This window comes from Citrobacter sp. Ce129 (assembly GCF_030334545.1).
Classification (GTDB): domain Bacteria; phylum Pseudomonadota; class Gammaproteobacteria; order Enterobacterales; family Enterobacteriaceae; genus Citrobacter; species Citrobacter europaeus.
Genome location: NZ_JAOWDS010000065.1, coordinates 309,433 through 335,831 on the forward strand (window position 1 = coordinate 309,433; position 26,399 = coordinate 335,831).

Sequence of the window (26,399 nt, forward strand, 5' to 3'; positions counted from 1 at the left end):
TAATAATCTCAAATGATATCTTAAAAATATGAATATCGAACTGCGTCATTTACGTTACTTTGTAGCGGTTGCCGAAGAGCTGCATTTTGGTCGGGCGGCGGCGCGGCTGAATATATCGCAACCGCCGCTTAGCCAGCAGATCCAAATCCTGGAGCAGCAGGTCGGCGCCCGGCTTCTGGCGCGGACTAATCGCAGCGTGGCGCTGACCTCTGCCGGAAAGCAGTTCCTGGCGGACAGTCGGCAAATCCTCGGTTTGGTTAATGAAGCCGCTGCCAGGGCTGAGCGGCTTCATCTGGGAGAAGCGGGGGAATTGCGTATCGGTTTTACGTCTTCGGCACCGTTTATCAAAGCGGTTTCAGATACCTTATCCGTGTTTCGCCAAAGCTACCCTGCAGTGCATATGCAAACCCGCGAAATGAATACGCGCGAGCAAATTGCTCCGCTTAATGAAGGAACGCTGGATTTGGGACTTCTGCGCAACACACAGCTTCCTGAAACGCTGGAGCATGAAATCATTCTGCATGAGCCGCTGATGGCGATGATCCCGCGTACGCATCCGCTGGCGCAAAAGCCCGTGGTCACATTGGCGGAACTGGCCAATGAGCCATTTGTCTTTTTTGACCCCCATGTAGGGACGGGGTTGTATGACGATATTCTTGGCCTGATGCGTCGCTATGGACTGAAGCCGACTATCGCTCAGGAGGTTGGTGAGGCGATGACTATCATCGGGCTGGTGGCCGCAGGATTAGGTGTCTCCATTCTTCCCGCTTCCTTTAAACGGGTGCAATTGTATGAAATGTGTTGGATCCCGATAGCGGAGGAAGATGCCGTTTCAGAAATGTGGTTAGTGTGGCCAAAGCATCATGAGCAAAGTCACGCCGCGCAACGCTTTCGGGAACAGCTTCTGGCGGTCGTTAAGGCGATTAATTTAGTTTAAAAATGAGCGAAAATGTGCAGTAAATCACAAGGCTAAGTAAAAAGTTGACGGAAGCCATTGAAGTGCTTCACCATAGCCCGCAGATTATTTCGGAGCGCGAAAATAAAGGGAGTAAGTGGTGGTTGCTGATAGTCAGCCTGGGCATATCGATCAAATTAAGCAGACCAATGCTGGCGCAGTTTACCGCCTGATTGATCAGCTGGGTCCGGTATCGCGTATTGATCTCTCTCGCCTGGCGCAACTGGCGCCAGCCAGTATTACTAAAATTGTCCGCGAAATGCTCGAAGCGCACCTGGTGCAAGAGCTGGAAATCAAGGAAGCGGGCAGCCGTGGGCGTCCGGCTGTTGGGCTGGTTGTTGAAACGGAAGCCTGGCACTATTTATCCATTCGTATCAGTCGCGGCGAGATCTTTCTGGCACTGCGCGATCTGAGCAGCAAACTGGTGGTAGAAGATTGTCTCGAAATGGCGCTGGTCAGTGAAACACCGCTGCTGGAACGTGTTATTACTCAGGTCGACCAGTTTTTCATCCGCCACCAACAAAAGCTGGAACGCTTAACCTCCATCGCCATCACCTTACCCGGCATTATTGATACTGAAAACGGTATCGTGCATCGCATGCCATTTTACGAAGATGTCAAAGAGATGCCGCTGGGTCAGGCGCTTGAGAACCATACTGGCGTACCGGTCTATATTCAGCATGATATCAGCGCCTGGACCATGGCTGAGGCGCTTTTCGGCGCATCGCGCGGCGCGCGCGATGTCATTCAGGTGGTGATCGATCATAACGTGGGTGCCGGGGTGATCACTGACGGTCATTTACTGCATGCCGGTAGCAGTAGCCTGGTGGAAATTGGCCATACGCAGGTGGATCCGTACGGTAAACGCTGCTACTGCGGTAACCATGGGTGTCTGGAAACGATCGCCAGCGTCGACAGCGTGCTCGAACTGGCGCAGGTGCGCTTGAAGCAGTCAATGAGTTCTTCTTTACACGGACAACCGCTGACGGTAGACGCACTGTGTCTGGCGGCAATGCAGGGTGATTTATTGGCGAAAGATATCATTAGCGGCGTAGGGACCCACGTCGGACGCATTCTGGCCATCATGGTGAATTTGTTCAATCCGCAAAAGATATTGATTGGTTCTCCGCTCAGTAAAGCGTCGGATATTCTGTTCCCCACTATTGCTGACAGCATTCGTCAGCAGGCGCTCCCGGCCTACAGTCAGCATATAGTCGTTGAAAGTACGCAATTCACCAATCAAGGGACGATGGCGGGGGCCGCGCTCGTTAAGGACGCGATGTATAACGGTTCTTTGTTGATTCGTCTATTACAGGGTTAACATTTTTTAACTGTTGTACGAAAAATTGCGCTATCTCAAGCTGATTCTCGTCATCATACCTTAGACTTTCTCCACTGTTTTATTTTCCTGATTTATATTTTCAAAGCATAACGGTGGAGTTAGTGATGCTGAAGCGTTTCTTTATTACAGGTACAGACACTTCTGTTGGGAAGACCGTGGTTTCCCGCGCATTACTACAAGCGTTAGCGTCAGGGGGTAAAAGCGTTGCGGGTTACAAACCCGTAGCCAAAGGAAGCAAAGAGACACCTGAAGGCCTGCGCAACAAAGATGCGCTGGTGCTGCAAAGCGTGTCCACTATCGAACTACCTTACGAAGCGGTCAACCCGATTGCGCTCAGCGAAGACGAAAGTAGCGTAGCGCATAGTGGTCCGGTCAATTACACTCTGTTATCCAACGGTCTCGCAAGCCTCAGCGAAAAAGTCGATCATGTTGTCGTGGAAGGTACCGGAGGCTGGCGCAGTCTGATGAACGATCTGCGTCCGTTATCGGAGTGGGTGGTGCAGGAACAACTGCCGGTGCTGATGGTGGTGGGTATCCAGGAAGGCTGTATTAATCATGCCATCCTCACCGCACAGGCGATTGCCAGCGACGGACTGCCGCTGATTGGCTGGGTCGCGAACCGAATCAACCCGGGGCTGGCGCATTATGCGGAAATCATTGATGTGCTAAGTAAAAAATTACCCGCTCCGTTAATCGGCGAACTACCTTATCTGCCTCGGGCAGAGCAGCGCGAGCTGTCTCAGTACATCCGTCTGTCAATGCTCGGCAGCGTGCTGTCGGTAGATAGAGTCCTGGCGTAACGTTCGCGACAGCACTGACGCCAACACGCAGGCAATCAGCAATCCGGGGAGTAGACGATACTCCCCGGTCATTTCACAAACCATCAGCGTCGACATTATTGGCGCATGCGTAGTTGCTGCCAGCAGCGTGGCCATCCCCGTTAATCCCAGCAAAATGGCAATCTCATCCGGACCCGGAAGCCACAACCCCCATACCCGTCCCAGCAGCATGCCCACCGACAGACCGACAAACAGCGTTGGCGTGAACACGCCGCCTGGCGCGCCGGATCCACTGCTGGCAAGCACAGCCAGTAATTTGCAGATGAAGATCCCGCTCACCACGGCCAGCAATGGTGGGGAAAGTAAATATGACTGCACCACGCTGTAGCCATTACCCCAGACTGCTGGTGTGAGTAATGACAGCAGGCCAACGATCAGCCCGCCAAGCGCCAGTTGCCACGGGGGCGAGAGTTTAAAGCGTAAAAAAACATTATGACTGGCGGTCATTAACCACATAAAAAGCGGTCCGCAAACGCCGGCAGCCAGACCCGTACTGACGATCATGACGTATTCCAGCACATGCAGCTCCCGTGTGAAGTGCACGGCATACAGCAGCGCATTGCTGTCGCTCAGCACATTGGTGGTGAGCAGAGCGACGACGGCGGAGACCACCACCGGTCCCAATGACGCCAGGATCAACGTGCCGAACAACACTTCGGCAATAAATAAACTGCCTGCCAGCGGAGCATGGTACGCTCCGGCCATACCCGCAGCGGCGCCGCAGGCAATCCATAACTTCCATTCTGTACGCGGGGTAAAACGTTGAGCAAAGCAGGAGGCCGCAAGCGCCGCCAGTAAAATCATGGCGCCTTCACGCCCGATGGCGCTCCCGCTGGCAACGACCAGTAACGAGGCCAGCGATTTCACCAGGCTTGCACTGACGTCAAATTGTCCGTCGGTTTGCAGGGCCTCCATATAATCAGTGGGAGCCTGCGGGCGTAAACGGTTGAACTTTTGCCATCCCCAAAGCAGCAATCCTGCCGCCAGCCCCCCTAATGCAGGCGTCAGCATACGTCTTAAAGGGGAAAGGTTTGTCGCTGCATTGACCAGACTCCCGGTGTCGTTGCTCAGGAACAACCATTCGAGAAGAAACATAGCATGACGAAATCCTGCGACGGCCAACGCAGCGAGGATACCAATCAGCGCGGCAATCAGCAGGCGGCGAAACATGGCGCGCAAGTCAGGATAAGCATGTAAATGATGCATGTGTGGCCAGAGAGGAAGTTTCAGACGCTGTATTTTGCGGCTATTTGACAACAGAAGCAAAAGCTCAGCGTGCGCAACAGGATGCACGACAGGCAGGATGCATCCTGCCTGTCGTGAAATTAACGAAACAGGGGCTTATCAGCTATCGGGATCAGTAACTGCGACTGCCACTGGGCCAGCGTCAGGCGCGCCAGCTCACCCAGCGCCTGGTAAAACGGGTGGTCAGCTTTTTCGATAAACACCTCAAGGAAGCGAGATGACCACGGGAAAAGATGCCAGGCCAGCAGCTGTTCGCACTCGGTGTGGCGTTCGTTCTCAGCAAGCCAGGCTGTCAGCAATAGCAGCGAACCAAAGTGATCTTCTGGCTCATTTTGCTGCATGGCAAACTGGATGCCGTTGTCCCGCATCCACTGACGCAGAGCCAGCGTGGAGTCGCCAAACAACACATTTTCACGATCCAGCCAGACGGATCCCCAGGGCGGAGAAGGTAGCGCATACGGACCGACAAACAAGCGTTGCCAGGCCTGCGGCAGAGGCTCATCGGTCTCGGCTTGCAGTTGTACTGCCAGCGGGGAGAGTGTTGCTTGATCAAGCGGCCATTGCGCCTGCCAGCCATCGGCCCTTAACGCACTGACTACTGCAGAGGCTTCCACGCTGTCTGGCGCATAGTAAAACAGCGCGCCAAGCACGCGCGCTGCGGTAGAAAAGTTGTCACCTTGCGAAAAATGGGTCATGCAAAAAATCCTGAACAGTGCGGGTTACCCCGCACCCAAAAGTTAACCTGCAACAGTCATGCCGACTGTCATATGTAAACCGTAAAACAAACCCCGGCCGATGATTTCACCGCCAAGTACTAAAACCAGGCCCAGCGCCAGTCCGCCGACTGACGGCTCTTTGCGACGGATTAACGGACATATCCAGCAACCCAGACCCGCAGCCAGCAACAGGACACGCCAGACCTGTAAACTGCCATAGTCGGGAACCAACGCGCTGGCGTTTTGTACCGAGCTGTGAATATCACTGAGCGATACACCCTGCAGGACAATAACGGCCACCGCCACCAGCAGGGCCACAACGCTGATACTGGCGAATCTGGCGGCGTTAAAAGAAACACCCGCGGCGCGCAGCAGCAGGGCGGCAAACAGTGGTCCGCTTAGCAACAGTGTCATAAAAAATGCCAGCGTGGTGTAGCCATTATACCAGGTCGGAACGGTATCTATCTGGTAGACGCTGGTCATCGCCAGCACAAAAACCAGGCCCAGCAGCATGCCTGCCAGCAGCCAGATTTTACCTAACGCTGCAGGCATTTTACCGAGAAACGCCACCAGCCACCACAGACCGCCGACGGCGAAAAACAGAGAACCGCTGGCGATTTCATTACTCAGCGCAGATGCGCCGACCCTGTTCAGCGAGTTAAAGGCGCGCAGCGGTGAACCTAAATGCATTACCGAGGCGAGAAAGGCGATGCCCATCACCAGCCACAGAAAAAACATGCTGCGCACGATACGTTGTTTTGCCATTCCGTCTTTAGCGGTCAGCCAGCCATAGCCACTCACTATCAGCGCGCCAGCCACGCACTGGCCGAGCACCGTAAACAGGACCAGCGGCCATTCATGCCATCCATTGCCCATGTTACACCTCCTTCGGATTTGCCAGATAACCCGTGGTATCCCCGGTCGGGCGGCTATTGGCGTTGGGTTTGATCACAATGCTCGGTTTGGTGAAATGCGCGCCCGGCAGCGGAGCGACTGCCGCCAGTTCACCGTGTTTTTTGCGCAGCGCATCAATGGGACCAAAGTCCAGCGCGCGCAGCGGGCAGGACTCGACGCAGATGGGCTTTTTGCCGTCGGCGACGCGGTCATGACAACCGTCACACTTGGTCATATGTCCTTTGGCGGCATTGTATTGCGGCGCACCATACGGGCAGGCCATGTGGCAGTAGCGACAGCCGATGCAAACGTCTTCATCAACCACCACAAAACCATCTTCACGTTTATGCATGGCTCCACTGGGGCAAACCTTGGTGCAGGCTGGATCTTCGCAGTGGTTACAGGCAATGGAGAGGTAATAGGCGAAAACATTCTGGTGCCAGACGCCGTTATCTTCCTGCCAGTCACCACCTGCGTACTCGTAAATCCGCCGGAAACTGACGTCGGGGGTGAGGTCTTTGTAGTCTTTGCAGGCCAGCTCGCAGGTTTTACACCCGGTGCAACGGCTGGAATCAATAAAAAATCCATACTGAGTTGTCATGGGTTAGTCCTTATACCTTTTCAACCTGAACGAGATTACTGTGGGATGGATTCCCCTTCGCTAATGGAGAAGGTCGATGCGACGTGAGAATGTTAATGGAACCACCATGATCGATCCGATCGCCGAACATATCGGCATTGAGCCAGGCACCTTGTCCGATAGCTGTGACGCCGGGCAAAATGCGCGGTGTAACTTTCGCGCTGATCAACATCTGGCCATTATTGTTAAACACCCTTACCGTGTCGCCGTTACGAATACCACGTGCATTGGCATCAATGGGGTTTATCCAGACCTCCTGCGGGCAAGCCTGCTGTAAAACATCGATATTGCCGTAGCTGGAGTGGGTTCTCGCCTTATAGTGGAACCCCGTGAGCTGCAGTGGATACGTTTGGCGCTTAGGATCGTCCCAACCGTCAAAGCCTGGGGCATAAGCAGGAAGAGGATGAACAATTTCGTCGTCTTTGAGTTCCCATGTTTCTGCGATGACGGCAAGCCGTTCAGAGTAAATCTCAATTTTCCCTGATGGCGTTTTCAATGGGTTAGCGGCGGGATCTTCCCGGAAAGAACGAAAGGCAACATAGTGTTCTTCGGGACATTTTTTCTTGAATATGCCAGTCGTTTTCATTTCCTCGTAATCCGGCATTTCCGGGTTACGCTCTTTGGTTTTGGCATGCAGGTATTTCACCCATTCATGTTGTGTACGACCCTCGGTGAATTTTTGGTACACATCCGGGCCCAAACGTTTGGCGACTTCACTGAGCATCCAGTAAATGGGTTTACGTTCAAATTTTGGCGAAGTCGCAGGTTGACCAAGGATGACATACCCCATATTCCCGGCAGACTCGTGGGAGATGAGATCTTCCTGTTCGGTTGGCATCAGGTCAGGCAGCAGGATGTCGCAGTATTTTGCGGAGGCAGTCATAAAATGCTCAATACCGACGATCATCTCGCACTTGCTGTCATCCTGTAAGACTTCGTGGGTATGCGCGATATTGCCATGCTGGTTGACGAGCGTATTACTGGCATAACACCAGATAAATTTGATAGGCACGTCCAGCTTATCTTTGCCGCGAACACCATCTCTGGTCGCGGTCATCTCTGCGCCATGATCGATAGCATCCGTCCAGGTAAAGACAGATATCTGCGTTTTAACCGGATTTTCTAACATGGAGAACCATTCCACGCCCAGATCCCACGTCCCTTCACGCATCCCTGAGTTACCACCGTTTATCCCCACATTGCCGGTTAAAACGGAGAGCATCGTAATCGCGCGAGCGGTTTGTTCACCATTGGAGTGACGCTGCGGTCCCCAGCCCTGGCAGATATAAGCGGGTTTCGCTGCGCCGATTTCACGCGCTAAGTGGATAATTTTCTCAGACGGAATGCTGGTAATGTGAGAAGCCCATTCTGGCGTTTTGGCAACTCCGTCTGGCCCATCCCCCAGAATGTATGCCTTATAGTGCGCATTACGCGGTGCACTGGCGGGAAGAGTGGTTTCATCGTAGCCGACGCAGTATTTATCAAGAAAAGGTTTATCGATGAGATCTTCGGTGATCAACACCCAGGCAATTGCCGCAGCCAGTGCAGCGTCAGTTCCTGGTCGAATAGGAAGCCATTCATCTTCACGACCAGCGGCAGTATCGTTATAACGAGGATCGATAACGATCATTCGTGCGTTAGAACGTTCGCGGGCTTGCTCAACATACCAGGTTACACCACCGCCGCTCATACGGGTTTCGGCAGGGTTGTTGCCAAACATGACAACCAGTTTTGTATTGGCGATGTCGTCCGGGCTGTTGCCGTCGTTAGCACCAAACATATAACTCATGGCGGCGCTGATTTGCGCGGTACTATAGCTACCATAGCGACTCAAATAGCCGCCGCATGAATTCATCAAGCGATAGGGGACGTTGGAGTTTGTAATATTCCCACCATCTACACCTGTACCGTACAGCACATGGACCGCTTCGTTGCCGTAATCCTTCAGGATCCGCTGCAAATTACCGCTAATAGTGTCCAGCGCTTCATCCCAGGTGATCCGCTCAAATTTTCCTTCTCCACGCTTGCCTACGCGTTTCATTGGATATTTCAGGCGGTCAGGGTGATTCATACGGCGACGGATCGATCGGCCGCGCAAGCAGGCGCGTACCTGGTGATTACCATAGGTATCATCGCCCGTTGTGTCAGACTCTACCCAGTAAACGGCATCATCTTTAACGTGCAGACGTAAAAGGCAACGGCTGCCGCAGTTAACGGTACAGGAACTCCAGACAGCCTTCTCTTCAACCGGTTGCATCGCTTGTTGTACTGCCGCGGCAGCGGATCTCATACCAAAGGGTAAGGACAGGCTACCCGCGGCAAGCGCCAGTGAACCGATAGCTGAGGACTTCACTAACGTCCTACGGCTGATGCCTCCGGATTGTTCGGTTTCAGACATAACTCACTCCATTGAAATTATCGCTATATATCTAATTATATAATGAATAAATAGCATGCTAATTGTAGGACGAGTTTACCCATTTATAGGTATGTTTTATTAATGCGTATCAAAGTGTGGGGCGATCTTATTAATGTGTCTCGAAATGGACTTTCAACTACTGGCAATACTAAGCCCAGCGCCAGCCCTGAAAACTTCCTCATCGAGAACGTTTCGTCCTCTTTGCAACGGCTGGGATCAATAAAAAATCCATGCTGAGTTGTCATAGGGTAGTCCTTAAACCTTCTCGATCTCGACCAGATTGGTATGCTGTGGATTGCCTTTTGCCAGAGGAGACGGGCGCTGAGTGGTCAAGGTGTTGACGCAGGCGCCATGGTCAATCTTATCGCCGGCCATATTGGCATCGTGCCATGCGCCCTGGCCCATTGCGCTTACGCCGGGCAGGATCCGCGGCGTCACTTTCGCAGGGATGCGCAGTTCACCGCGATCGTTAAAGACCCGCACCATATCGCCATTTGCAATCCCCCGTTTTTGGGCATCGACCGGGTTTATCCACACTTCCTGACGGCAGGACGCCTGGAGAACATCAATATTGCCGTAGCTGGAGTGCGTACGGGATTTGTAGTGGAAGCCAAACATTTGCAGTGGGAAAGAACTGCGTTTTGGGTCATCCCATCCTTCAAACGTTGAGGCGTAAACGGGAAGCGGGCTAATCACTTCATCTTTTTGCAACTCCCAGGTGTTGGCAATCTTCGCCAGTCGGCTGGAGTAAATTTCAATCTTACCCGACGGTGTTTTAAGCGGATTGGCCTGCGGATCGTCGCGGAATTTTTTATAGGCGACAAAGTGCCCGTTTGGATCTTTGCGTTTATAGATCCCCATTTTTTTCAGCTCGTCATAAGAAGGGAGAGCGGGGTCCTTAGCCAGCATTTTCGCGTACAGATACTGAAGCCATTGCTCCTGGGTACGACCTTCCGTAAACCGTTGATACACATCTTTGCCAAGACGCTTTGCAACTTCACTCATTATCCAGTAAATCGGTTTGCGCTCGAACTTAGGCGACGTCGCAGGTTGAATAAAAATGAGATACCCCATATTGCCCGCGTAGTCGTTAGGAATGATGTCTTCCTGTTCAACGGTCATTAAATCAGGCAGCAGAATATCGGCATATTTGGCTGAAGAGGTCATGAAGTTTTCAATGACAACTATCATTTCGCATTTCGTGTCGTCCTGAAGGATCTCATGCGTTTTATTGATATCTGAGTGCTGATTGGTGATGGTATTGCCCGCGTAGTTCCAGATAAATTTAATCGGCACGTCGAGCTTATCTTTTCCGCGTACGCCATCGCGGGTAGCGGTCATTTCCTGACCCCGGGCGATTGCGTCCGTCCAGCTAAAACAGGATATCTGGGTTTTGATGGGGTTCTCTGGTAGCGGCATACGTTCAATCGTGATGGTGTAGGTTGATTCTCGTGCACCACTATTGCCGCCGTTGATGCCGACGTTGCCGGTGAGGATTGGCAACATGGCGATTGCGCGTGAGGTCAGTTCACCGTTAGCCTGACGTTGCGGCCCCCAACCCTGACAAATATATGCCGGTTTTGTACTGCCGATTTCCCGTGCCAGTTTAATAATGCGTTCGGCTGGTATCCCGGTGACATGTGAAGCCCATTGCGGAGTTTTGGCAATACCGTCATCACCGTTGCCCAGAATATAGGCTTTGTAGTGCCCGTTAGCCGGCGCGTCGGCGGGCAGGGTTTTTTCGTCATAACCAACGCAGTACGTGTCAAGGAATGCCTGGTCGACGAGATCTTCGTTAATCAGGACCCAGGCGATTCCCGCCACTAATGCAGCATCAGTTCCCGGACGAATAGGGATCCACTCATCTTCACGACCCGCTGCGGTATCAGTATATCGCGGGTCAATGACGATCATCCGGGCATTAGAGCGCTCCCGGGCCTGTTCAAGGAAATAAGTTATTCCGCCGCCGCTCATACGCGTTTCGGCAGGGTTATTGCCGAACATCACTACCAGCTTCGTGTTTTCAATATCGGAAGTGCTGTTGCCTTCGTTAGAACCGTAGGTGTAAGGCATTGCCGCCGCGATTTGCGCGGTACTGTAGGTGCCGTAATGGCTCAGGAAACCGCCATAGCAGTTCATCAGGCGAGCCACCAGCGAGGCATAAGGTGAGGAGCGAGTAATGTTGCCGCCTACAATGCCAGAGGTGTAGTTGATATACACGGCCTCGTTACCGTATTTGTGCACGGTATTTTTCAAACTGGCACTGATGGTATCCAGCGCTTCCTGCCAGGTTATGCGCTCGAATTTCCCTTCACCGCGTTTGCCCACGCGCTTCATTGGGTAATTCAGGCGATCCGGATGATTGATCCGTCGACGAATTGAGCGCCCACGCAAACAGGCGCGAACCTGGTGTTGACCGTAAATGTCGTCTCCGGTCGTATCGGACTCCACCCATACGACTTCGTCATCTTTGACGTGGAGTTGAAGGGCACAACGGCTGCCGCAGTTCACCGAACAAGCACCCCAAACCACTTTTTCTTCAGCAGGTTGTAGCGCCTGTTGTACCGCAGCGGCTGCAGTGCGCATTCCGAAAGGTAACGACAGCCCACCTGCAGCAAGCGCCAGCGAACCGATTGCCGAGGATTTCACTAACGTCCTGCGGCTGATGCCTCCATATTGCTCAGTTTCAGACATAACTCACTCCATTATAGTTATCGCTATATATTAATTTCTATAACGAAATTAATAGCATGCTAATAATGGTTTGAGTTTACCTGGTTATGAGTATGTCATATTAATGCATATCAAACTGGAGTGACCCTCCGCGCACGGAGGGTGTAATTTATTGCGGTTCGGCGACGTGTCCATCCTGTGCTGGGGTGCTATTGGCTGGGGCGTTGCCACTGTTGGTACGGGTATAGAGAATTTTATGTGTGTCGTTTGCACAATGGCCCACGACCAGTGAATCAGGCTGATCGGCCTGATCGTTGGGGACAATGTTCAGTGTAAAGCTGGATTCTGCCACGCCGTTATTAATGATGCGCTGTTCGATATCGCTTTTCACGCGTTCACATGACGCCGGTGCCGCCAGAACCTGCGGGGACGCGACTACCAGTAAGAGCGCGGCAATTCCTGTTATGTATTTCATCATCAGCTCCTTTATTATCGACATAGACTAAGATTAGCATTTCTGGTGTAAATAACTGTATTTGCTAATATGATTGAGAATTATCTTCTTATCCCGGTGAAAAATGTGAAGAAACAGACCCTGTTAGGATTCCTGTGTGTCGTGCTGGTCGGGTGTGATAACGCCAAAGGCCTGGATTCCTTTACGCCGGAAATGGCCAGTTTTTCCAATGAATTTGATTTCGATCCTCTGCGCGGGCCGGTAAAAGATTTCAGCCAGACGCTGCTTAATGACAAAGGTGAAGTCACCAAACGCGTTGTCGGTACGCTCTCACAGGAAGGGTGCTTCGATACGCTTGAGTTGCATGATATCGAAAACAATACCGGTATGGCGCTGGTCCTGGATGCTAACTATTATCGGGATGCCGAAACGCTGGAAAAACGGATCCGCTTACAGGGTAAATGCCAGTTAGCAGAGCTGCCTGCGGCGGGTGTGGTGTGGGATACCGACGATAACGGTTTCGTTGTTTCTGCCACGGGAAAAGAGATGAAAGTGAAATATCGCTATGATGCGGAAGGCTACCCGTTGGGCAAAACAACCGTCAATAAGGACAATACCTTGCAGGTAGATGCCAAACCGTCGGTCGACCCGTTGAAGAAACTGGATTATACCGCAGTGAGCCTGCTCAACAATCTTCCGTTAGGTAATGTCAAACAAACGTGCAAGTACGATGACTATGCTAATCCGGTCAACTGCCGGCTCGTTATCGTTGACGAGAGCGTTAAGCCGGCAGTTGAACATCATTACTCAATTGAAAACACTATCGATTACTACTAATCGCCTTTACTGAGCGGTAGGTTGCAACAGGTTAGGACCTGACGTTTTATGTTCTGCCAGATACTGCTGCTGGAAGATGCACATGCGGATAGTGTTGCGGTATTGGCCGTTGATAAAGAATTCATGAATCAGCTCACCTTCGACCATAAAGCCGAGTTTACGATAGATATGGATGGCTTTTTCGTTCTCTTTATCAACGATCAGATACAGCTTATATAAGTTGAGTACGGTAAAGCCGTAATCCATTGCCAGCTTTGCCGCGCGCGTTGCCAGACCTTTGCCCTGATAGTCAGGCGAAATAATGATCTGGAATTCGGCCCGACGGTGCACATGGTTAATTTCAACCAGCTCCACCAGACCGGCTTTTTCACCGTCACACTCCACCACGAAGCGACGTTCGCTTTGGTCGTGAATATGCTTGTCGTACAGGTCTGACAGCTCAACAAACGCTTCGTAAGGTTCTTCAAACCAGTAACGCATTACGCTGGCGTTATTATCAAGCTGATGGACGAATCGTAAATCTTCACGCTCCAGCGGGCGCAACTTAACACTGAGGGCGCTAGTCATATCGTATCCTTTCAATATCCTTCAAAGTGCAATGATTATGGGGCAACGGTGCGGCCAGTACGGCGGTCAAGGCAGCGCAGGGTGTTGGGTTCCCAGTACGCATTAATATTAGCGCTCTGTTCGCACTTATCACGGCTATCGAACGCCGCGTCGGTTTTGTCCCACTCTTTCTCTACACGTTTATTAACTTTCTGGCGTAGCTGACGCGTATCGTTCCATTGTTCCTTTTCCATTGCTGCCTGTTGACGACTTTGCGCACTGTCTCCGGATTCAATGATCAGTTTACTGGTTTCAGCGAATGCGGAAGAGGTGTACACAGCCGCGGCCAGCGTCAGCATAGCCGTCAGGCACAGGCTTTTGGTCAGTGTAATTTTCATGGCGAATTCCTTTTATGGGAAAGGGAAAAAACGATAAAACAGGGTTAAATTCTACACTATTCCGGCTTCCGGGCATACCCACTCAGCGGATATGGATACGCTGGCAATATTCTGTCGTATCATGCTTAAACCTAAGGTAACTGAATAACATCAATGCTTAAGACTACTTTGCTTTTTTTCGTCACCGCATTATGCGAAATCATTGGCTGCTTTTTACCCTGGCTCTGGCTTAAGCGAGGGGCTACGGCCTGGCTACTGATACCCGCCGGGGTGTCACTGGCGTTATTCGTCTGGTTGCTGACGCTGCATCCGGCAGCAAGCGGACGTGTTTATGCAGCCTATGGCGGGGTGTACGTGGTGACCGCGCTGCTATGGCTACGCATTGTCGATGGCGTAAAATTGAGCCTGTATGACTGGTCAGGCGCGGTGGTGGCGCTGTGCGGCATGCTGATCATTGTGGCTGGATGGGGGCGCGCATAGCGCCTTTTTTGTGATCAATCAGCGCTTTTTTGATCATTATACTTGTATGGTAGTAGCTCAGTTAGGTAAATTTCCTGCATCACAAGAACAGATGTAAGGGATAAAAAATGAAGATTGTTGGGGCTGAAGTGTTTGTCACCTGTCCGGGGCGTAATTTTGTAACGTTGAAAATTACGACAGAAGATGGCATCACCGGACTGGGAGATGCCACATTAAACGGACGCGAGTTGTCCGTGGCGTCCTATCTGAAAGATCATGTTTGCCCGCAGCTAATTGGCCGGGATGCACACCGAATCGAGGACATCTGGCAGTTCTTCTACAAAGGCGCGTACTGGCGTCGTGGTCCGGTCACCATGTCGGCGATTTCCGCAGTGGATATGGCGCTATGGGACATCAAAGCGAAAGCGGCAAATATGCCATTGTACCAGTTGCTCGGCGGTGCTTCTCGTGAAGGGGTTATGGTCTACTGTCACACCACAGGCCATACCGTTGATGACGTACTCGAAGACTATGCGCGTCATAAAGAGATGGGCTTTAAAGCCATTCGCGTACAGTGTGGCGTACCTGGCATGAAAACCACTTACGGCATGTCTAAAGGAAAAGGACAGGCCTATGAACCGGCCACCAAAGGGCAATGGCCGGAAGAGCAGTTGTGGTCAACGGAGAAATACCTGGATTTCACGCCAAAACTGTTTGCTGCCGTACGCGATAAGTTTGGTTTCAACGAACATCTTCTGCACGATATGCACCACCGTCTGACGCCTATTGAAGCGGCCCGTTTCGGCAAAAGCATTGAGCAATACCGTCTGTTCTGGATGGAAGACCCAACCCCGGCTGAAAACCAGGAGTGCTTCCGCCTGATCCGCCAGCATACGGTCACGCCGATTGCGGTAGGGGAAGTGTTCAACAGTATCTGGGACTGTAAACAGCTGATTGAAGAACAACTGATCGACTATATCCGTACCACCATCACCCATGCGGGTGGTATCACCGGTATGCGCCGGATTGCCGATTTCGCCTCGCTGTATCAGGTACGTACCGGTTCACATGGGCCTTCCGATTTGTCACCAGTATGCATGGCCGCCGCGCTGCACTTTGATTTGTGGGTGCCGAACTTTGGCGTACAGGAATATATGGGATATTCCGAGCAGATGCTGGAAGTGTTCCCACATAACTGGACCTTTGATAACGGCTATATGCACCCAGGAGACAAACCCGGTCTTGGGATCGAGTTTGACGAAAAACTGGCGGCGAAATATCCGTATGATCCTGCATATCTGCCCGTTGCTCGCCTGGAAGATGGCACATTGTGGAACTGGTAAATATACATTTTACGTACGAAAGATGTTGATTAACCCAATACCCTACAGAAGGTTAAACTTATGGTTAGTTCAGTCGATATTAAAAATAACGTAGATAATAAGCCCATTATTCGTCGAGTGGCTTCAGCATCCGCAATTGGTACTGCTGCTGAGTATTATGATTTTTTTGCATACGGGACAGCAGCTGTACTCTTTTTTGGTCATCTATTTTTCCCAAGTGACGATCCGTTAATAAGTACTCTCGCTGCTTTTGCAACCTATGCTGTTGGTTTCCTCGCAAGACCATTAGGAGGAATTGTCTTTGGCCATATTGGCGATAAGGTTGGGCGTAAAAAAGCACTGGTTATTACTATATTAATTGTTGGTTTGGGGACGTTCTGTATAGGGTTATTACCTACATATGAGAAAATAGGTGTCTGGGCTCCAGCTTTACTTATTTTTATTCGTGTATTACAGGGATTTGGCGTTGGAGGCGAGCAAGCCGGTGCAGTACTGATGACGGCTGAATATTCTGAACCCAAACATCGTGGATTTTTTTCCAGTTGGGTTCAAATCGGTGCCCCGGTTGGTTTCCTTCTGCCGTTAGCGCTCTTTGCGCTGTTAAATGCCACACTTTCTCCAGAGGCAATGATGGATTACGGGTGGCGTATACCGTTCCTGTTGAGTCTGTTACTGGTTATTGTTGGGCTGTTTATCCGCTTAAAAATTGATGAATCACCGGTCTTTGCTCAGATTAGGGAGACAAAAGCAGAAGAATCACGTCCATTAGTTGAAGTTATCCGCGATTTTCCTGGCATTGTTGTCAAGGGGGTCTGCGCGAAACTGATTGAAGCTTGTACATTTGCAATGTTCACAGTGATTGTTTTGGCTTACGGTAAGGCAAACAATCTTGATGCTAATATTTTGATGGAGACAATGATCGTTGCGGTCATAATAGAAATCATTGCAATACCGTTGATGGGGTCGCTATGCGATAAAATTGGACGTAAACCGGTCTATATTATCGGTGCGCTGCTGCAGGTTGTTATGATTATTCCTTTCTTCCTTGCGATTAATCAAGATAGTTTTTGGCTTACACAAATAGTAATGATCCTGGTGCTGAGTGTTGGGCATAGTATGTGTTATGCACCTCAGGCTTCTTATTTTCCGGAGCTTTTCCCAACTCATATTCGCTGTAGCGGAATAGCATTAATTTGGCAACTGGGGTCGCTAATAGGCAGTGGCATTCTTGGCTTGGTGGCAGTAAAAATTCTGCAAGTAACAGGTGGACATTACTATGGACTTGCAACCTATGTGATTGTACTTGGAATTATCTCAATTATTGGTTTGTTGATGATGCCGGAAACCGCTCCGCAAAGACTTAAGCGTGAATACCAGCAGTGGCAGAAACATTAATATCCTTTGGCGGCAGTATGCCGCCAAATTCACTGACTTTGGTACATAACTAAACAAATGATGTCATACCAATCATAAAAAGCTTAATGCAAATCAAAACATACAACCATACAGGCGTTACTCTGAGACAGTCCTGATTCCATTGATAAGTAGGCCATACCATGCAAAACAAGCTCCTGGCAGCAAAGGCTGTGCTTCCCGACTACGATCGTACAAAACTGGTTCCGCGTATTGTCCATCTGGGTTTTGGCGCGTTTCACCGCGCACATCAGGGGGTTTACGCTGATATTCTGGCTGCAGAACACGACAGTGACTGGGGTTATTGCGAAGTGAACCTGATTGGCGGTGAGCAGCAGATTGCCGATCTCAAACAGCAAGATAATCTGTATACCGTTGCAGAAATGTCTGCGGATGCCTGGACTGCAAGAGTCGTGGGCGTGGTGAAAAATGCCCTGCATGCGCAGGTTGATGGTCTGGAAAGCGTACTGGCCGCGATGTGCGAACCGCAGGTTGCGATCGTTTCCCTGACCATCACCGAGAAAGGATATTGCCACTCTCCGGCGACCGGTCAGTTGATGTTAGACAACCCAATGATTGCCGCCGATCTGCAAAACCCTACACAACCAAAAACTGCGCCAGGCGTTGTGGTTGAGGCTCTTGCGCGTCGCAAAGCTGCGGGTTTAGGCGCCTTTACCGTGATGTCTTGCGACAACATGCCAGAAAATGGTCATGTGATGCGCAATGTTGTCACTGCGTATGCCCGGGCGGTAGATGCTGATCTGGCTGCGTGGATTGAACAACATGTGACATTCCCGTCAACAATGGTTGACCGCATCGTCCCGGCGGTTACCCAGGATACGCTGGACAAAATTGAACGCATCACCGGCGTTCGCGACCCGGCAGGCGTGGCATGCGAACCGTTCCGTCAGTGGGTTATTGAAGATAACTTTGTCGCCGGTCGGCCTGAATGGGAGAAGGCTGGCGCGGAGCTGGTCGCTGATGTTATTCCGTTTGAAGAGATGAAACTGCGTATGCTTAATGGCAGTCACTCTTTTCTTGCTTATCTTGGCTATCTGGCTGGGTATCAGCACATTAACGACTGTATGGGCGATGAAAACTATCGTCTTGCCGCCCGCGCGCTGATGCTGCAGGAACAAGCGCCAACCCTGAAAGTTAAGGGCGTGGATCTACAGCACTATGCCGATCTGTTAATTGAGCGCTACAGCAACCCGGCACTGCGTCATCGTACCTGGCAGATTGCTATGGATGGCAGTCAAAAATTGCCGCAGCGTATGCTCGATTCCGTTCGCTGGCACATTGTACACGGTAGCTGCTTTGAGTTACTGGCCCTGGGCGTGGCAGGCTGGATGCGCTACGTCGGCGGTGTGGATGAGCAGGGCCAGGCGATTGAAATTAGCGATCCACTGTTGCCGGTGATCCAGAATGCAGTGCGTGGCAGTAACGAAGGTGAAGAGCGTGTTCAGGCGCTGCTGGCTATCGATGCTATATTTGGGCGTGAACTGCCGCAGGTTGAACGGTTCCAAAACCAGGTCACACAAGCGTATCTTGCTTTACTGGCAGAAGGGGCGAAGGCAACGGTTGCGAAGTATGCTGCAAAACTGAAGTAAAGAAGAACACCTTTCAGGTCGCCATCTGGCTGTAAACGGGCCAGATGGCGCATTGTTTTCTGGCATTCACACCAATTAGTTCATGCCCAAACGAATCAGTTCGAGGGGGGCATATTTACCTTCACACCCTTCGATTTCCACTGTTTTTCCGCGGCGAATTTGCTCAGCGGTCAGGCCATCGGTATCTATCGCTGTAATGCGGCCTGTGAGTCCGGAGTCGCTAATCATGACGCGGCTGCCAGTGGTGATTGCGTTGCGGTTACGATCGTATGTTTTCATGGTGTTTTCTCCTTTCCAACTTACCGTCAAAGCCCGTGGGCTTTTAGTCCCACGTAACGGGCGCAATATAAATACGCTTCTCGTTAATGATTTTTTTTGTTTTCGATCAAAATCACAGCTTTTTTTATGCAGATGTGCGGGAGAGGGAAAAATACAGGAGAAACTCACCTCGATGTGAGGTGAGTGTGGTATTAATCTTCGCTGAACCAGTCGCTATTTTCCTGACGGATCAACTGAACGGACTCACCAATTTCCTGGAGGTGCAGCATCATTGCACGCTCAACGGCATCGCCATCATGTTTCTCAAGTGCGGCAAAGATATCGTGATGCTGACGCAGCAGCATTTCTGGCGGGGAAATATGATCCAGGCTCATATAACGAACGCGGTCGATCGTGGCCTTAATATTCTCGACGGTGTCCCAGGCAAGCTGGCACTCGGCGATGAGAGCCAGTTTCTGATGAAACTCGTCATCAAGCTGGAAGAAATCATTAATTTGCTTGCGGTCAATCGCAATGCGCTGCTGATGCAGGTTTTGCTCGAGCTGATAACACTGTTTATCGGTGATCAATGATGCGGCGCGGCGGACCACGGCACATTCAATTGCCTGGCGAACAAAACAGCCGTTTTGTACCTGCGACAGCGAAATTTTATTCACGTAGCTGCCACGCTGCGGACGGATCTGAATCAGGCCATTCTCTGCCAGTTTAATGAATGCTTCTCGTACCGGCTGGCGTGACACATTAAAGCGTACGGAAACCTCTTTCTCCGACAACGGGGTACCGGGCGCAATCAGACAATGCACGATATCACGACGAAGAATACGGTAAATCTGTTGATTTACTGGCTGTGTAGGGTTGAGCTGCGTTTCTACGGTCATTCATTCTTACTTTTTAGAGAGTTAACCCGGGTATTTTATCACTTATTTCAGGCTATCTATACCCGGCGCAAGGCCGGGCAGAGAAATTAGCCACGATGAATACTCAGTCCGGCAAAAGACTGTGCCACAGGCATCATTTCAAGGGTGTTAATGTTGACATGAGCGGGTAAAGACGCCACCCACCATACCGCTTCAGTGACATCTTGCGGGGTCAGCGCTGTGGTATTTTCGTAAGCTTTTTCAGCTTTAGCGTCATCGCCTTTGAAACGGACATTTGAGAACTCCGTACCGCCAACCAGACCCGGTTCAATGTCGGTGACGCGAATCGCAGTACCGTGTAAGTCAGTACGTAAATTCAGGCTAAACTGGCGAACAAACGCCTTGGTTGCACCGTAGACGTTACCGCCAGCGTATGGCCAACTGCCCGCCGTAGAACCAATATTGATAATATGACCGCGGTTGCGCTCAACCATACCAGGCAGAACAGCACGGGTCATATAAACCAAGCCTTTGTTGTTAGTGTCGATCATATTTTCCCAGTCTTCAATGCTGGCTTTATGAGCAGGCTCAAGGCCCAGCGCCAGACCCGCGTTGTTGACCAGAATATCAATATTGCGCCATTCAGCAGGTAAGGCGTCCAGCATCTCTTCAATTGATGCACGATTACGTACGTCCAGTTGCGCAGTATAGAGACGGTCACCCAACTCATCTTTGAGTTCCTGCAGGCGCTCCTGGCGGCGTCCGGTGGCAATAACTTTATGCCCATTCTCAATAAAACGACGCGTAATGCACTCACCAAAACCTGCGGTTGCTCCGGTTACTAAAACGATCATCTCACTGTTCCTCAACGCTTTTTATGTAGTACTACCATAGCACGTCACTTCCGTTCAGAGCTATTGCTGCTTAACACGATTGCGGTCGATTCGTGGGAAGTCTACTCTGGTAAACAAATCGTTTTCAGGAGTGAAAGATGTCGTTAACGAATCCTTTTTTACGCCACAGCACATTACCTTATCAGGCGCCGCAGTTTGATCAGATTGACGTGCAACATTATCGTCCTGCGTTCGATGAAGGTGTGCGGCAAAAGCGCGCAGAGATCGAAGGGATTGTGCAAAACCCGCAGCGCCCTGATTTTGCGAATACTTTACTGGCGCTTGAGCAAAGTGGCGCGCTGCTCACGCGGGTGACCAGCGTTTTCTTTGCGATGACGGCGGCGCACACCAACGATGAACTACAACGCCTTGACGAAGAGTTTTCCGCAGAGTTGGCGAGCCTTGCCAATGATATCTATCTCAATAGTGCGCTTTTCGCCCGCGTCGAAAACGTCTGGCAACGGCGCAGTTCCTCAGGACTGGATAGCGAATCAATACGCCTGCTGGAAGTCGTCTACCAGCGTTTTGTATTGGCCGGCGCCTGTCTGAATGAGACGGATAAAGCCCGCCTTAAAGCGCTTAATACGGAGTCAGCCACGCTGACCAGCCAGTTTAATCAACGCCTGCTGGCGGCGAACAAGTCTGGTGCTATGGTGGTGGATGATGTCCGGCATCTGGACGGGCTCAGCACAGAGGAAATTGCTGTTGCCGCCGAAACTGCAAGGGAAAAAGGGCTTGAAGCGCGTTGGGTTATCCCGTTATTAAACACCACTCAGCAGCCAGCGCTTGCGGTATTACGCGATCGTCAGACCCGTGAAAATCTGTTCACCCGCGCATGGACACGGGCTGAAAACAATGATGCTAACGACACTCGGGCTATTATTCAGCGACTGGTGGAGATCCGGATGCAGCAGGCGAAACTGCTCGGTTTTGCTAATTACGCTGCATGGAAAATTGCCGACCAGATGGCAAAAACGCCGGAAGCGGCACTGACATTCATGCGGTCTATTGTTCCGGCCGCGCGAGCGCGAGCGTTAGATGAGCAGGCTGAAATCCAGAAAGTTATCTTTCAACAAGACGGGCAGTTTAGCGCCGAGGCCTGGGACTGGTCGTTTTATGCCGAGCAGGTCCGTCGTGAGAAATATGCCCTTGATGAGGCTCAGCTCAAACCTTATTTTTCCCTGGATTCGGTACTGAACGAGGGCGTTTTCTGGACGGCCAATCAGCTCTATGGCATCAAATTCGTGGAGCGATTCGACATTCCTGTTTATCACCCGGATGTACGGGTATGGGAAATATTCGATCATGATGGCATAGGGTTGGCGTTATTTTACGGTGATTTCTTTGCCCGGGAATCAAAAAGCGGTGGAGCCTGGATGGGTAATTTTGTTGAGCAATCGCTACTTAACGAAACCAGACCGGTTATTTACAACGTCTGTAATTATCAAAAACCTGCAAAAGAGCAGCCCGCGTTACTGCTGTGGGATGATGTTATTACGTTATTTCATGAGTTTGGACATACGTTGCACGGTCTGTTTGCCACTCAGCGTTATGCCACACTTTCAGGAACCAATACTCCGCGGGATTTTGTCGAGTTCCCTTCGCAGATCAACGAGCACTGGGCGAGTCATCCGCAGGTCTTTGCCCGTTTTGCCCGGCATGTCGATACCGGGGAGCACATGCCGCAGGCATTGCGAGATAAAATGCAGCAGGCAAGTCTGTTTAACAAAGGTTACGACATGACTGAACTGCTCAGCGCCGCATTGCTGGATATGCGCTGGCACTCTCTGGAAATGAGCGACGCATCTTATCCGGTCGATCAATTTGAACAGCAGGCGCTGGTGGCAGAAGGGTTGGATCTCAAGGCCGTGCCGCCACGTTATCGCAGTAGTTATTTTGCCCATATTTTCGGCGGCGGCTATGCCGCTGGTTATTACGCCTACCTGTGGACGCAAATGCTGGCCGACGATGGCTATCAGTGGTTTGTAGAGCAGGGCGGATTAACCCGGGAAAACGGGCAGAAATTCCGCGATGCGATTTTGTCGCGCGGGAATAGCACTGATTTAGCTGTGCTTTATCGCCACTGGAGCGGACGCGATCCACAAATGGAGCCGATGCTCAAACATCGTGGTTTGAGCGCGTAAGGTTTGTTTAGATGACGAGAAGAACCGGGCGTGATGCCCGGTTTTTTATCTTGTGTTCATCGTTCCAATTGATAACGCTTATTCTCATTTTAACTATGCTGTCCGAGTTGTATATTGTTTTGCTTGATATGTTTTCGTTTCATTAAATATGAAACAAGGAAAGGGGTAGTTAATATATCTCATTGATATTTAATGGTTAAGTGTGAGTTTCAATCATCTTGCGACCTATAATGAAGGAAGCGTTAATTTGTTGTCTAATAACTACTATTAAAAAATTTACATAAATTTTCTTTTTTGTCGTTAAGATAATTATATCTTAGACGCTCGAACAGGGAGGGAGGTCGTGATGATGAAAAATACGGCGGAAATAGATGCGATTTTGCTAGCATTGAACAAGTCCATTGATGCTCACTATAAATGGATGGTGAAAATGTTCCGCTGCGTTGTGTCCTCCGATGTCACTCAGCCGGATATTGTAGGTGACAACTCTCATTTTGTTTGTCAATTTGGACAGTGGCTTAATTATCATCCATTGCACAATGAGGATGATTGTAGTTATGTAAGTAAGATAAATGCAGCCCATGAAAAGATGCATTTATTAGGAAAGGAGTTGCTATTGGCAATAGTGGAGAATCGTAGCCATTCATGGCATTTCGACAGCTTCCAGGACGCGTTACTGGCATTTACGTCTGCTGTAATGGACTACAAAATATATTTACTGAACATCCGCAGTAATATCGATGTATTAACAGGCTTACCCGGCAGAAGAATGCTCGATGAGTCTTTTGACCAGCAGTTACTCGATGCCGAGCCGCTTAACCTCTATATCTTGTTGCTGGACATCGACCGTTTTAAGCACATTAACGATACTTATGGTCACCTGGTGGGGGACGTGGTACTACGCGCTCTGGCATCAAATTTGTTGTCATGGACACGATATGATGAGGTGGCTTACCGCTACGGTGGTGAAGAGTTTATTATCATCATCCGCACAAAAACGGATGAACAGGCTGGCCAGGCAGGTTTGCGATTGTGTCAGCTTATTGGCCAGAAAAAAATACCCTATGCTGATGGAGAGATCGGAATCACGGTAACGGCTGGAATAACACGAGTTCAACAGGGAGAAGCGCTGGATACCGCTCTTGGTCGGGCTGATAACGCGATGTATCAAGGAAAACAGGCCGGCAGGAATCGCTGTATGTTCATGGATGAACGCGAGCGGATCACTCTGGTTGACGCCAGTGATGAGATCTCATACCCCTTGAGCGCGTGAGATTTGCGAACACCGTTTCAAGGTAGTTGCGTTTCGTTTAACTTTCATTGGGGTTGTCGATGATAGATTAGCCAAATATCCGTTATCTTCGCAGGGAATTGCCAGATAGCGTATAAAAGCAAAACACAAATCTATCCATGCAAGCATTCACCGCTGGTTTATCCGGCGGTTTTTTTTATCTGTAAACCAGGGAAAAAGTGCCAGGAGGGCGATTCAGGTAAAAAAAAATGGCCCCTTGTGCAGTTACGCTACAAGGGGCCGGGTCGGTGCAGGACTATCTCCGTTCATCAATCATCCCATCTGTGGCTAAAATACGCGGCCAGGAAACCGGAAAATAAAATAATTCCCAGAACAGCCATAAAAATATTCATATTACCCAGCATAGTAAATGCTCCTTTATCTGTGAGTTTCCTCTCTTACCTTAAGTTCACCTCGCTTATGACTATAGTAGCAATTCAATCTTAAACAAAGGCTGAACTGTGTGATTATTTTGGCTGAAAAGTAAAATTTTGACGTGATGGCGTCGGGAAAAATAAATAATAGTGACGAGACACATTTATCTGCAGGCAAATAACCCTGCTTTTCAACCCGGAGACGCCGTTATCACGGTGTGCTGCAGACACAGACTGTTGCACGTTTATAATGCAGAGTTGTCTCATGGTGGTTCAATTTTTCGTTTGATTAATCCTTCTGGTGGGGAATTTTAATACTAATTTTTGTACATGACGCGCTAATTTATTGATTTTATGTGATGTTTTAATATCTGGCATCGTTTTTGCCTTATCACTTCTGAATACCCTTAATTTGCACCGTTTTGTCTGCCCGGCTGCACCGGAGCTTTCAGCAAGTCTAATTTCAGGAGTGAAACTATGCAGCGTCGTACATTTTTAAAAGCTTTTGCGCTTTCCGCCTCTGTAGTAGCAATGGGAATGAGTTTTAGCGTTCAGGCAGCCGACACCATTAAAGTTGGCATCATGCATTCGTTATCCGGCACGATGGCTATTTCCGAAACGCCGCTGAAAGATGTGGCGTTGATGACCATTGATGAAATCAATGCGAAGGGTGGTGTGTTGGGTAAAAAGCTGGAGCCTGTAGTGGTTGACCCGGCCTCGAACTGGCCGTTATTTGCTGAAAAAGCACGTCAGTTGCTGAGTCAGGATAAGGTGGCGGTGGTTTTCGGCTGCTGGACATCGGTTTCGCGTAAATCTGTTTTACCGGTGTTTGAAGAATTAAACGGTCTGCTGTTTTACCCGGTGCAATATGAAGGTGAGGAGATGTCGCCTAACGTCTTCTATACCGGCGCGGCGCCTAACCAACAGGCGATCCCGGCGGTTGAGTACCTGATGAGTGAGGACGGCGGCAGCGCTAAGCGCTTCTACCTGCTGGGTACGGACTATGTCTATCCGCGTACGACTAACAAAATTTTACGCGCCTTTTTGCATTCGAAAGGCGTTGCCGATAAAGACATCGAAGAGGTGTATACCCCATTCGGACACAGCGATTACCAGACCATTGTCGCCAGTATTAAAAAATTCGCCGCAGGGGGGAAAACGGCGGTGGTATCAACCATCAACGGGGATTCTAACGTTCCATTCTATAAAGAGTTAGCGAACCAGGGGCTGAAAGCCACCGATGTTCCGGTGGTGGCATTCTCCGTGGGTGAGGAGGAATTACGAGGAATTGATACCAAACCGCTGGTGGGCAACCTTGCTGCGTGGAACTACTTTGAGTCCGTAGATAATGCGGCCAATAAAAAGTTCGTCGCGGATTACCGGGCGTATGCCAAAGCCCATAAGCTACCAAACGCGGATTCGGTGGTAACGAACGATCCTATGGAAGCCACCTGGGTAGGCCTGCATATGTGGGCGCAAGCGGTAGAAAAAGCCGGAACTACCGATGTGGATAAAGTTCGCGCCGCTATGGCGGGGCAATCATTCGCTGCGCCATCAGGTTTTACCCTGACCATGGATGCAACCAACCATCACCTGCATAAACCCGTCATGATTGGCGAGATTGAAGGCAACGGCCAGTTTAACGTGGTGTGGCAAACCGATGAGCCGGTCCGCGCCCAGCCGTGGAGTCCGTACATCGCCGGTAATGATAAAAAATCTGACCAGCCCGTGAAAACCGCCAGCAACTGATCTTACGCCCTCCCGCGGGAGGGCAACGC

24 protein-coding genes are annotated in these 26,399 nt (G+C 50.4%); 11 read left to right on the forward strand and 13 right to left on the reverse strand.

All coding sequences use genetic code 11. The features are described from left to right. The first annotated feature begins 28 nt into the window (after nt 1-28). The 3 genes from ynfL to bioD all read left to right on the forward strand — a co-directional run bounded on the left by ynfL (nt 29) and on the right by bioD (nt 3,097). The gene (ynfL, locus tag OGV77_RS15415; RefSeq protein WP_047411352.1) at nt 29-937 is read left to right on the forward strand and encodes a multidrug efflux transcriptional activator YnfL/SxtR(Kp); all 909 of its coding nucleotides are present in this window, start codon (nt 29-31) and stop codon (nt 935-937) included. Between the two features lie 118 nt (nt 938-1,055). Next, entirely contained in the window at nt 1,056-2,276 is a 1,221-nt protein-coding gene (gene mlc / locus OGV77_RS15420; protein WP_047413493.1) for a sugar metabolism global transcriptional regulator Mlc, read from the forward strand. 125 nt (nt 2,277-2,401) lie between these two features. Then, a complete protein-coding gene (gene bioD / locus OGV77_RS15425) occupies nt 2,402-3,097 on the forward strand; it encodes a dethiobiotin synthase (RefSeq protein WP_043016378.1) in 696 nt (231 codons plus the stop codon). On the opposite strand, the gene clcB is transcribed toward bioD, so the two are convergent. The 7 genes from clcB to OGV77_RS15460 form a co-directional block, all read right to left on the reverse strand. Next, on the reverse strand, nt 3,053-4,342 hold the full coding sequence (gene clcB, locus OGV77_RS15430) for a voltage-gated ClC-type chloride channel ClcB (RefSeq protein WP_087053421.1): 1,290 nt from the start codon (nt 4,340-4,342) through the stop codon (nt 3,053-3,055). The two genes, bioD and clcB, sit on opposite strands and share 45 nt — an antisense overlap. 119 nt (nt 4,343-4,461) lie before the next feature. Continuing rightward, complete coding sequence (dmsD, locus tag OGV77_RS15435; protein ID WP_043016376.1) at nt 4,462-5,076, reverse strand: Tat proofreading chaperone DmsD; 615 nt, start codon at nt 5,074-5,076, stop codon at nt 4,462-4,464. 42 nt (nt 5,077-5,118) lie between these two features. Beyond that, a complete protein-coding gene (locus OGV77_RS15440) occupies nt 5,119-5,973 on the reverse strand; it encodes a dimethyl sulfoxide reductase anchor subunit family protein (RefSeq protein ID WP_087050572.1) in 855 nt (284 codons plus the stop codon). 1 nt (nt 5,974) lies between these two features. Then, nucleotides 5,975-6,592, reverse strand: coding sequence for a dimethylsulfoxide reductase iron-sulfur subunit DmsB (gene dmsB, locus OGV77_RS15445; protein WP_043016374.1), 618 nt, complete (start codon nt 6,590-6,592; stop codon nt 5,975-5,977). Nucleotides 6,593-6,602: 10 nt separating this feature from the next. After that, nucleotides 6,603-9,029, reverse strand: a complete 2,427-nt coding sequence (gene ynfF / locus OGV77_RS15450) for a selenate/tellurate reductase subunit YnfF (protein ID WP_080625166.1) — start codon at nt 9,027-9,029, stop codon at nt 6,603-6,605. Between the two features lie 276 nt (nt 9,030-9,305). After that, nucleotides 9,306-11,744 carry a selenate/tellurate reductase subunit YnfE gene (ynfE, locus tag OGV77_RS15455; RefSeq protein WP_087050571.1) on the reverse strand — a complete coding sequence of 813 codons (2,439 nt, stop codon included), beginning with the start codon at nt 11,742-11,744 and terminating at the stop codon, nt 9,306-9,308. Between the two features lie 148 nt (nt 11,745-11,892). Continuing rightward, entirely contained in the window at nt 11,893-12,201 is a 309-nt protein-coding gene (locus OGV77_RS15460) for a DUF1161 domain-containing protein (RefSeq protein ID WP_087050570.1), read from the reverse strand. Nucleotides 12,202-12,303: 102 nt separating this feature from the next. Between OGV77_RS15460 and OGV77_RS15465 the strand changes: the two genes are divergently transcribed. Then, nucleotides 12,304-13,014 (forward strand): YnfC family lipoprotein, encoded by a 711-nt coding sequence (locus OGV77_RS15465; protein WP_043017906.1) that lies wholly within the window; start codon nt 12,304-12,306, stop codon nt 13,012-13,014. A 6-nt stretch (nt 13,015-13,020) separates the two neighbouring features. On the opposite strand, the gene speG is transcribed toward OGV77_RS15465, so the two are convergent. Both speG and OGV77_RS15475 read right to left on the reverse strand, forming a co-directional pair. Then, nucleotides 13,021-13,581 (reverse strand): spermidine N1-acetyltransferase, encoded by a 561-nt coding sequence (gene speG / locus OGV77_RS15470; RefSeq protein ID WP_043016370.1) that lies wholly within the window; start codon nt 13,579-13,581, stop codon nt 13,021-13,023. Between the two features lie 35 nt (nt 13,582-13,616). Then, complete coding sequence (locus OGV77_RS15475) at nt 13,617-13,958, reverse strand: DUF1283 family protein (protein ID WP_087050569.1); 342 nt, start codon at nt 13,956-13,958, stop codon at nt 13,617-13,619. 153 nt (nt 13,959-14,111) lie between these two features. Here OGV77_RS15475 and OGV77_RS15480 point away from each other — a divergent pair, with 153 nt between their 5' ends. The 4 genes from OGV77_RS15480 to OGV77_RS15495 all read left to right on the forward strand — a co-directional run bounded on the left by OGV77_RS15480 (nt 14,112) and on the right by OGV77_RS15495 (nt 18,783). Beyond that, the gene (locus OGV77_RS15480; RefSeq protein ID WP_075146147.1) at nt 14,112-14,438 is read left to right on the forward strand and encodes a YnfA family protein; all 327 of its coding nucleotides are present in this window, start codon (nt 14,112-14,114) and stop codon (nt 14,436-14,438) included. Nucleotides 14,439-14,545: 107 nt separating this feature from the next. Continuing rightward, nucleotides 14,546-15,760 carry a starvation-sensing protein RspA gene (gene rspA, locus OGV77_RS15485; RefSeq protein ID WP_043016367.1) on the forward strand — a complete coding sequence of 405 codons (1,215 nt, stop codon included), beginning with the start codon at nt 14,546-14,548 and terminating at the stop codon, nt 15,758-15,760. Between the two features lie 60 nt (nt 15,761-15,820). Further along, nucleotides 15,821-17,155 (forward strand): MFS transporter, encoded by a 1,335-nt coding sequence (locus tag OGV77_RS15490; RefSeq protein WP_080625168.1) that lies wholly within the window; start codon nt 15,821-15,823, stop codon nt 17,153-17,155. A 161-nt stretch (nt 17,156-17,316) separates the two neighbouring features. Continuing rightward, nucleotides 17,317-18,783 (forward strand): mannitol dehydrogenase family protein, encoded by a 1,467-nt coding sequence (locus OGV77_RS15495; RefSeq protein WP_080625169.1) that lies wholly within the window; start codon nt 17,317-17,319, stop codon nt 18,781-18,783. A 75-nt stretch (nt 18,784-18,858) separates the two neighbouring features. On the opposite strand, the gene ydfZ is transcribed toward OGV77_RS15495, so the two are convergent. The 3 genes from ydfZ to ydfG form a co-directional block, all read right to left on the reverse strand. After that, entirely contained in the window at nt 18,859-19,062 is a 204-nt protein-coding gene (gene ydfZ, locus OGV77_RS15500) for a putative selenium delivery protein YdfZ (protein ID WP_005121144.1), read from the reverse strand. Nucleotides 19,063-19,253: 191 nt separating this feature from the next. Then, nucleotides 19,254-19,940 carry a GntR family transcriptional regulator gene (locus OGV77_RS15505; RefSeq protein ID WP_043016365.1) on the reverse strand — a complete coding sequence of 229 codons (687 nt, stop codon included), beginning with the start codon at nt 19,938-19,940 and terminating at the stop codon, nt 19,254-19,256. Nucleotides 19,941-20,026: 86 nt separating this feature from the next. Further along, entirely contained in the window at nt 20,027-20,773 is a 747-nt protein-coding gene (gene ydfG, locus OGV77_RS15510; RefSeq protein ID WP_043016364.1) for a bifunctional NADP-dependent 3-hydroxy acid dehydrogenase/3-hydroxypropionate dehydrogenase YdfG, read from the reverse strand. Between the two features lie 137 nt (nt 20,774-20,910). On the opposite strand from ydfG, the gene dcp reads away from it, so the two are divergent. Then, a complete protein-coding gene (dcp, locus tag OGV77_RS15515) occupies nt 20,911-22,956 on the forward strand; it encodes a peptidyl-dipeptidase Dcp (RefSeq protein WP_080625170.1) in 2,046 nt (681 codons plus the stop codon). Between the two features lie 346 nt (nt 22,957-23,302). Further along, the gene (locus OGV77_RS15520) at nt 23,303-24,229 is read left to right on the forward strand and encodes a diguanylate cyclase (RefSeq protein WP_087050568.1); all 927 of its coding nucleotides are present in this window, start codon (nt 23,303-23,305) and stop codon (nt 24,227-24,229) included. Nucleotides 24,230-24,516: 287 nt separating this feature from the next. Here OGV77_RS15520 and mgtS read toward each other — a convergent pair whose 3' ends face one another. Continuing rightward, complete coding sequence (gene mgtS / locus OGV77_RS15525; protein ID WP_003032406.1) at nt 24,517-24,612, reverse strand: protein MgtS; 96 nt, start codon at nt 24,610-24,612, stop codon at nt 24,517-24,519. A 486-nt stretch (nt 24,613-25,098) separates the two neighbouring features. Between mgtS and urtA the strand changes: the two genes are divergently transcribed. Then, nucleotides 25,099-26,370, forward strand: a complete 1,272-nt coding sequence (gene urtA, locus OGV77_RS15530; protein ID WP_043016362.1) for an urea ABC transporter substrate-binding protein — start codon at nt 25,099-25,101, stop codon at nt 26,368-26,370. Nucleotides 26,371-26,399 lie beyond the last annotated feature (29 nt).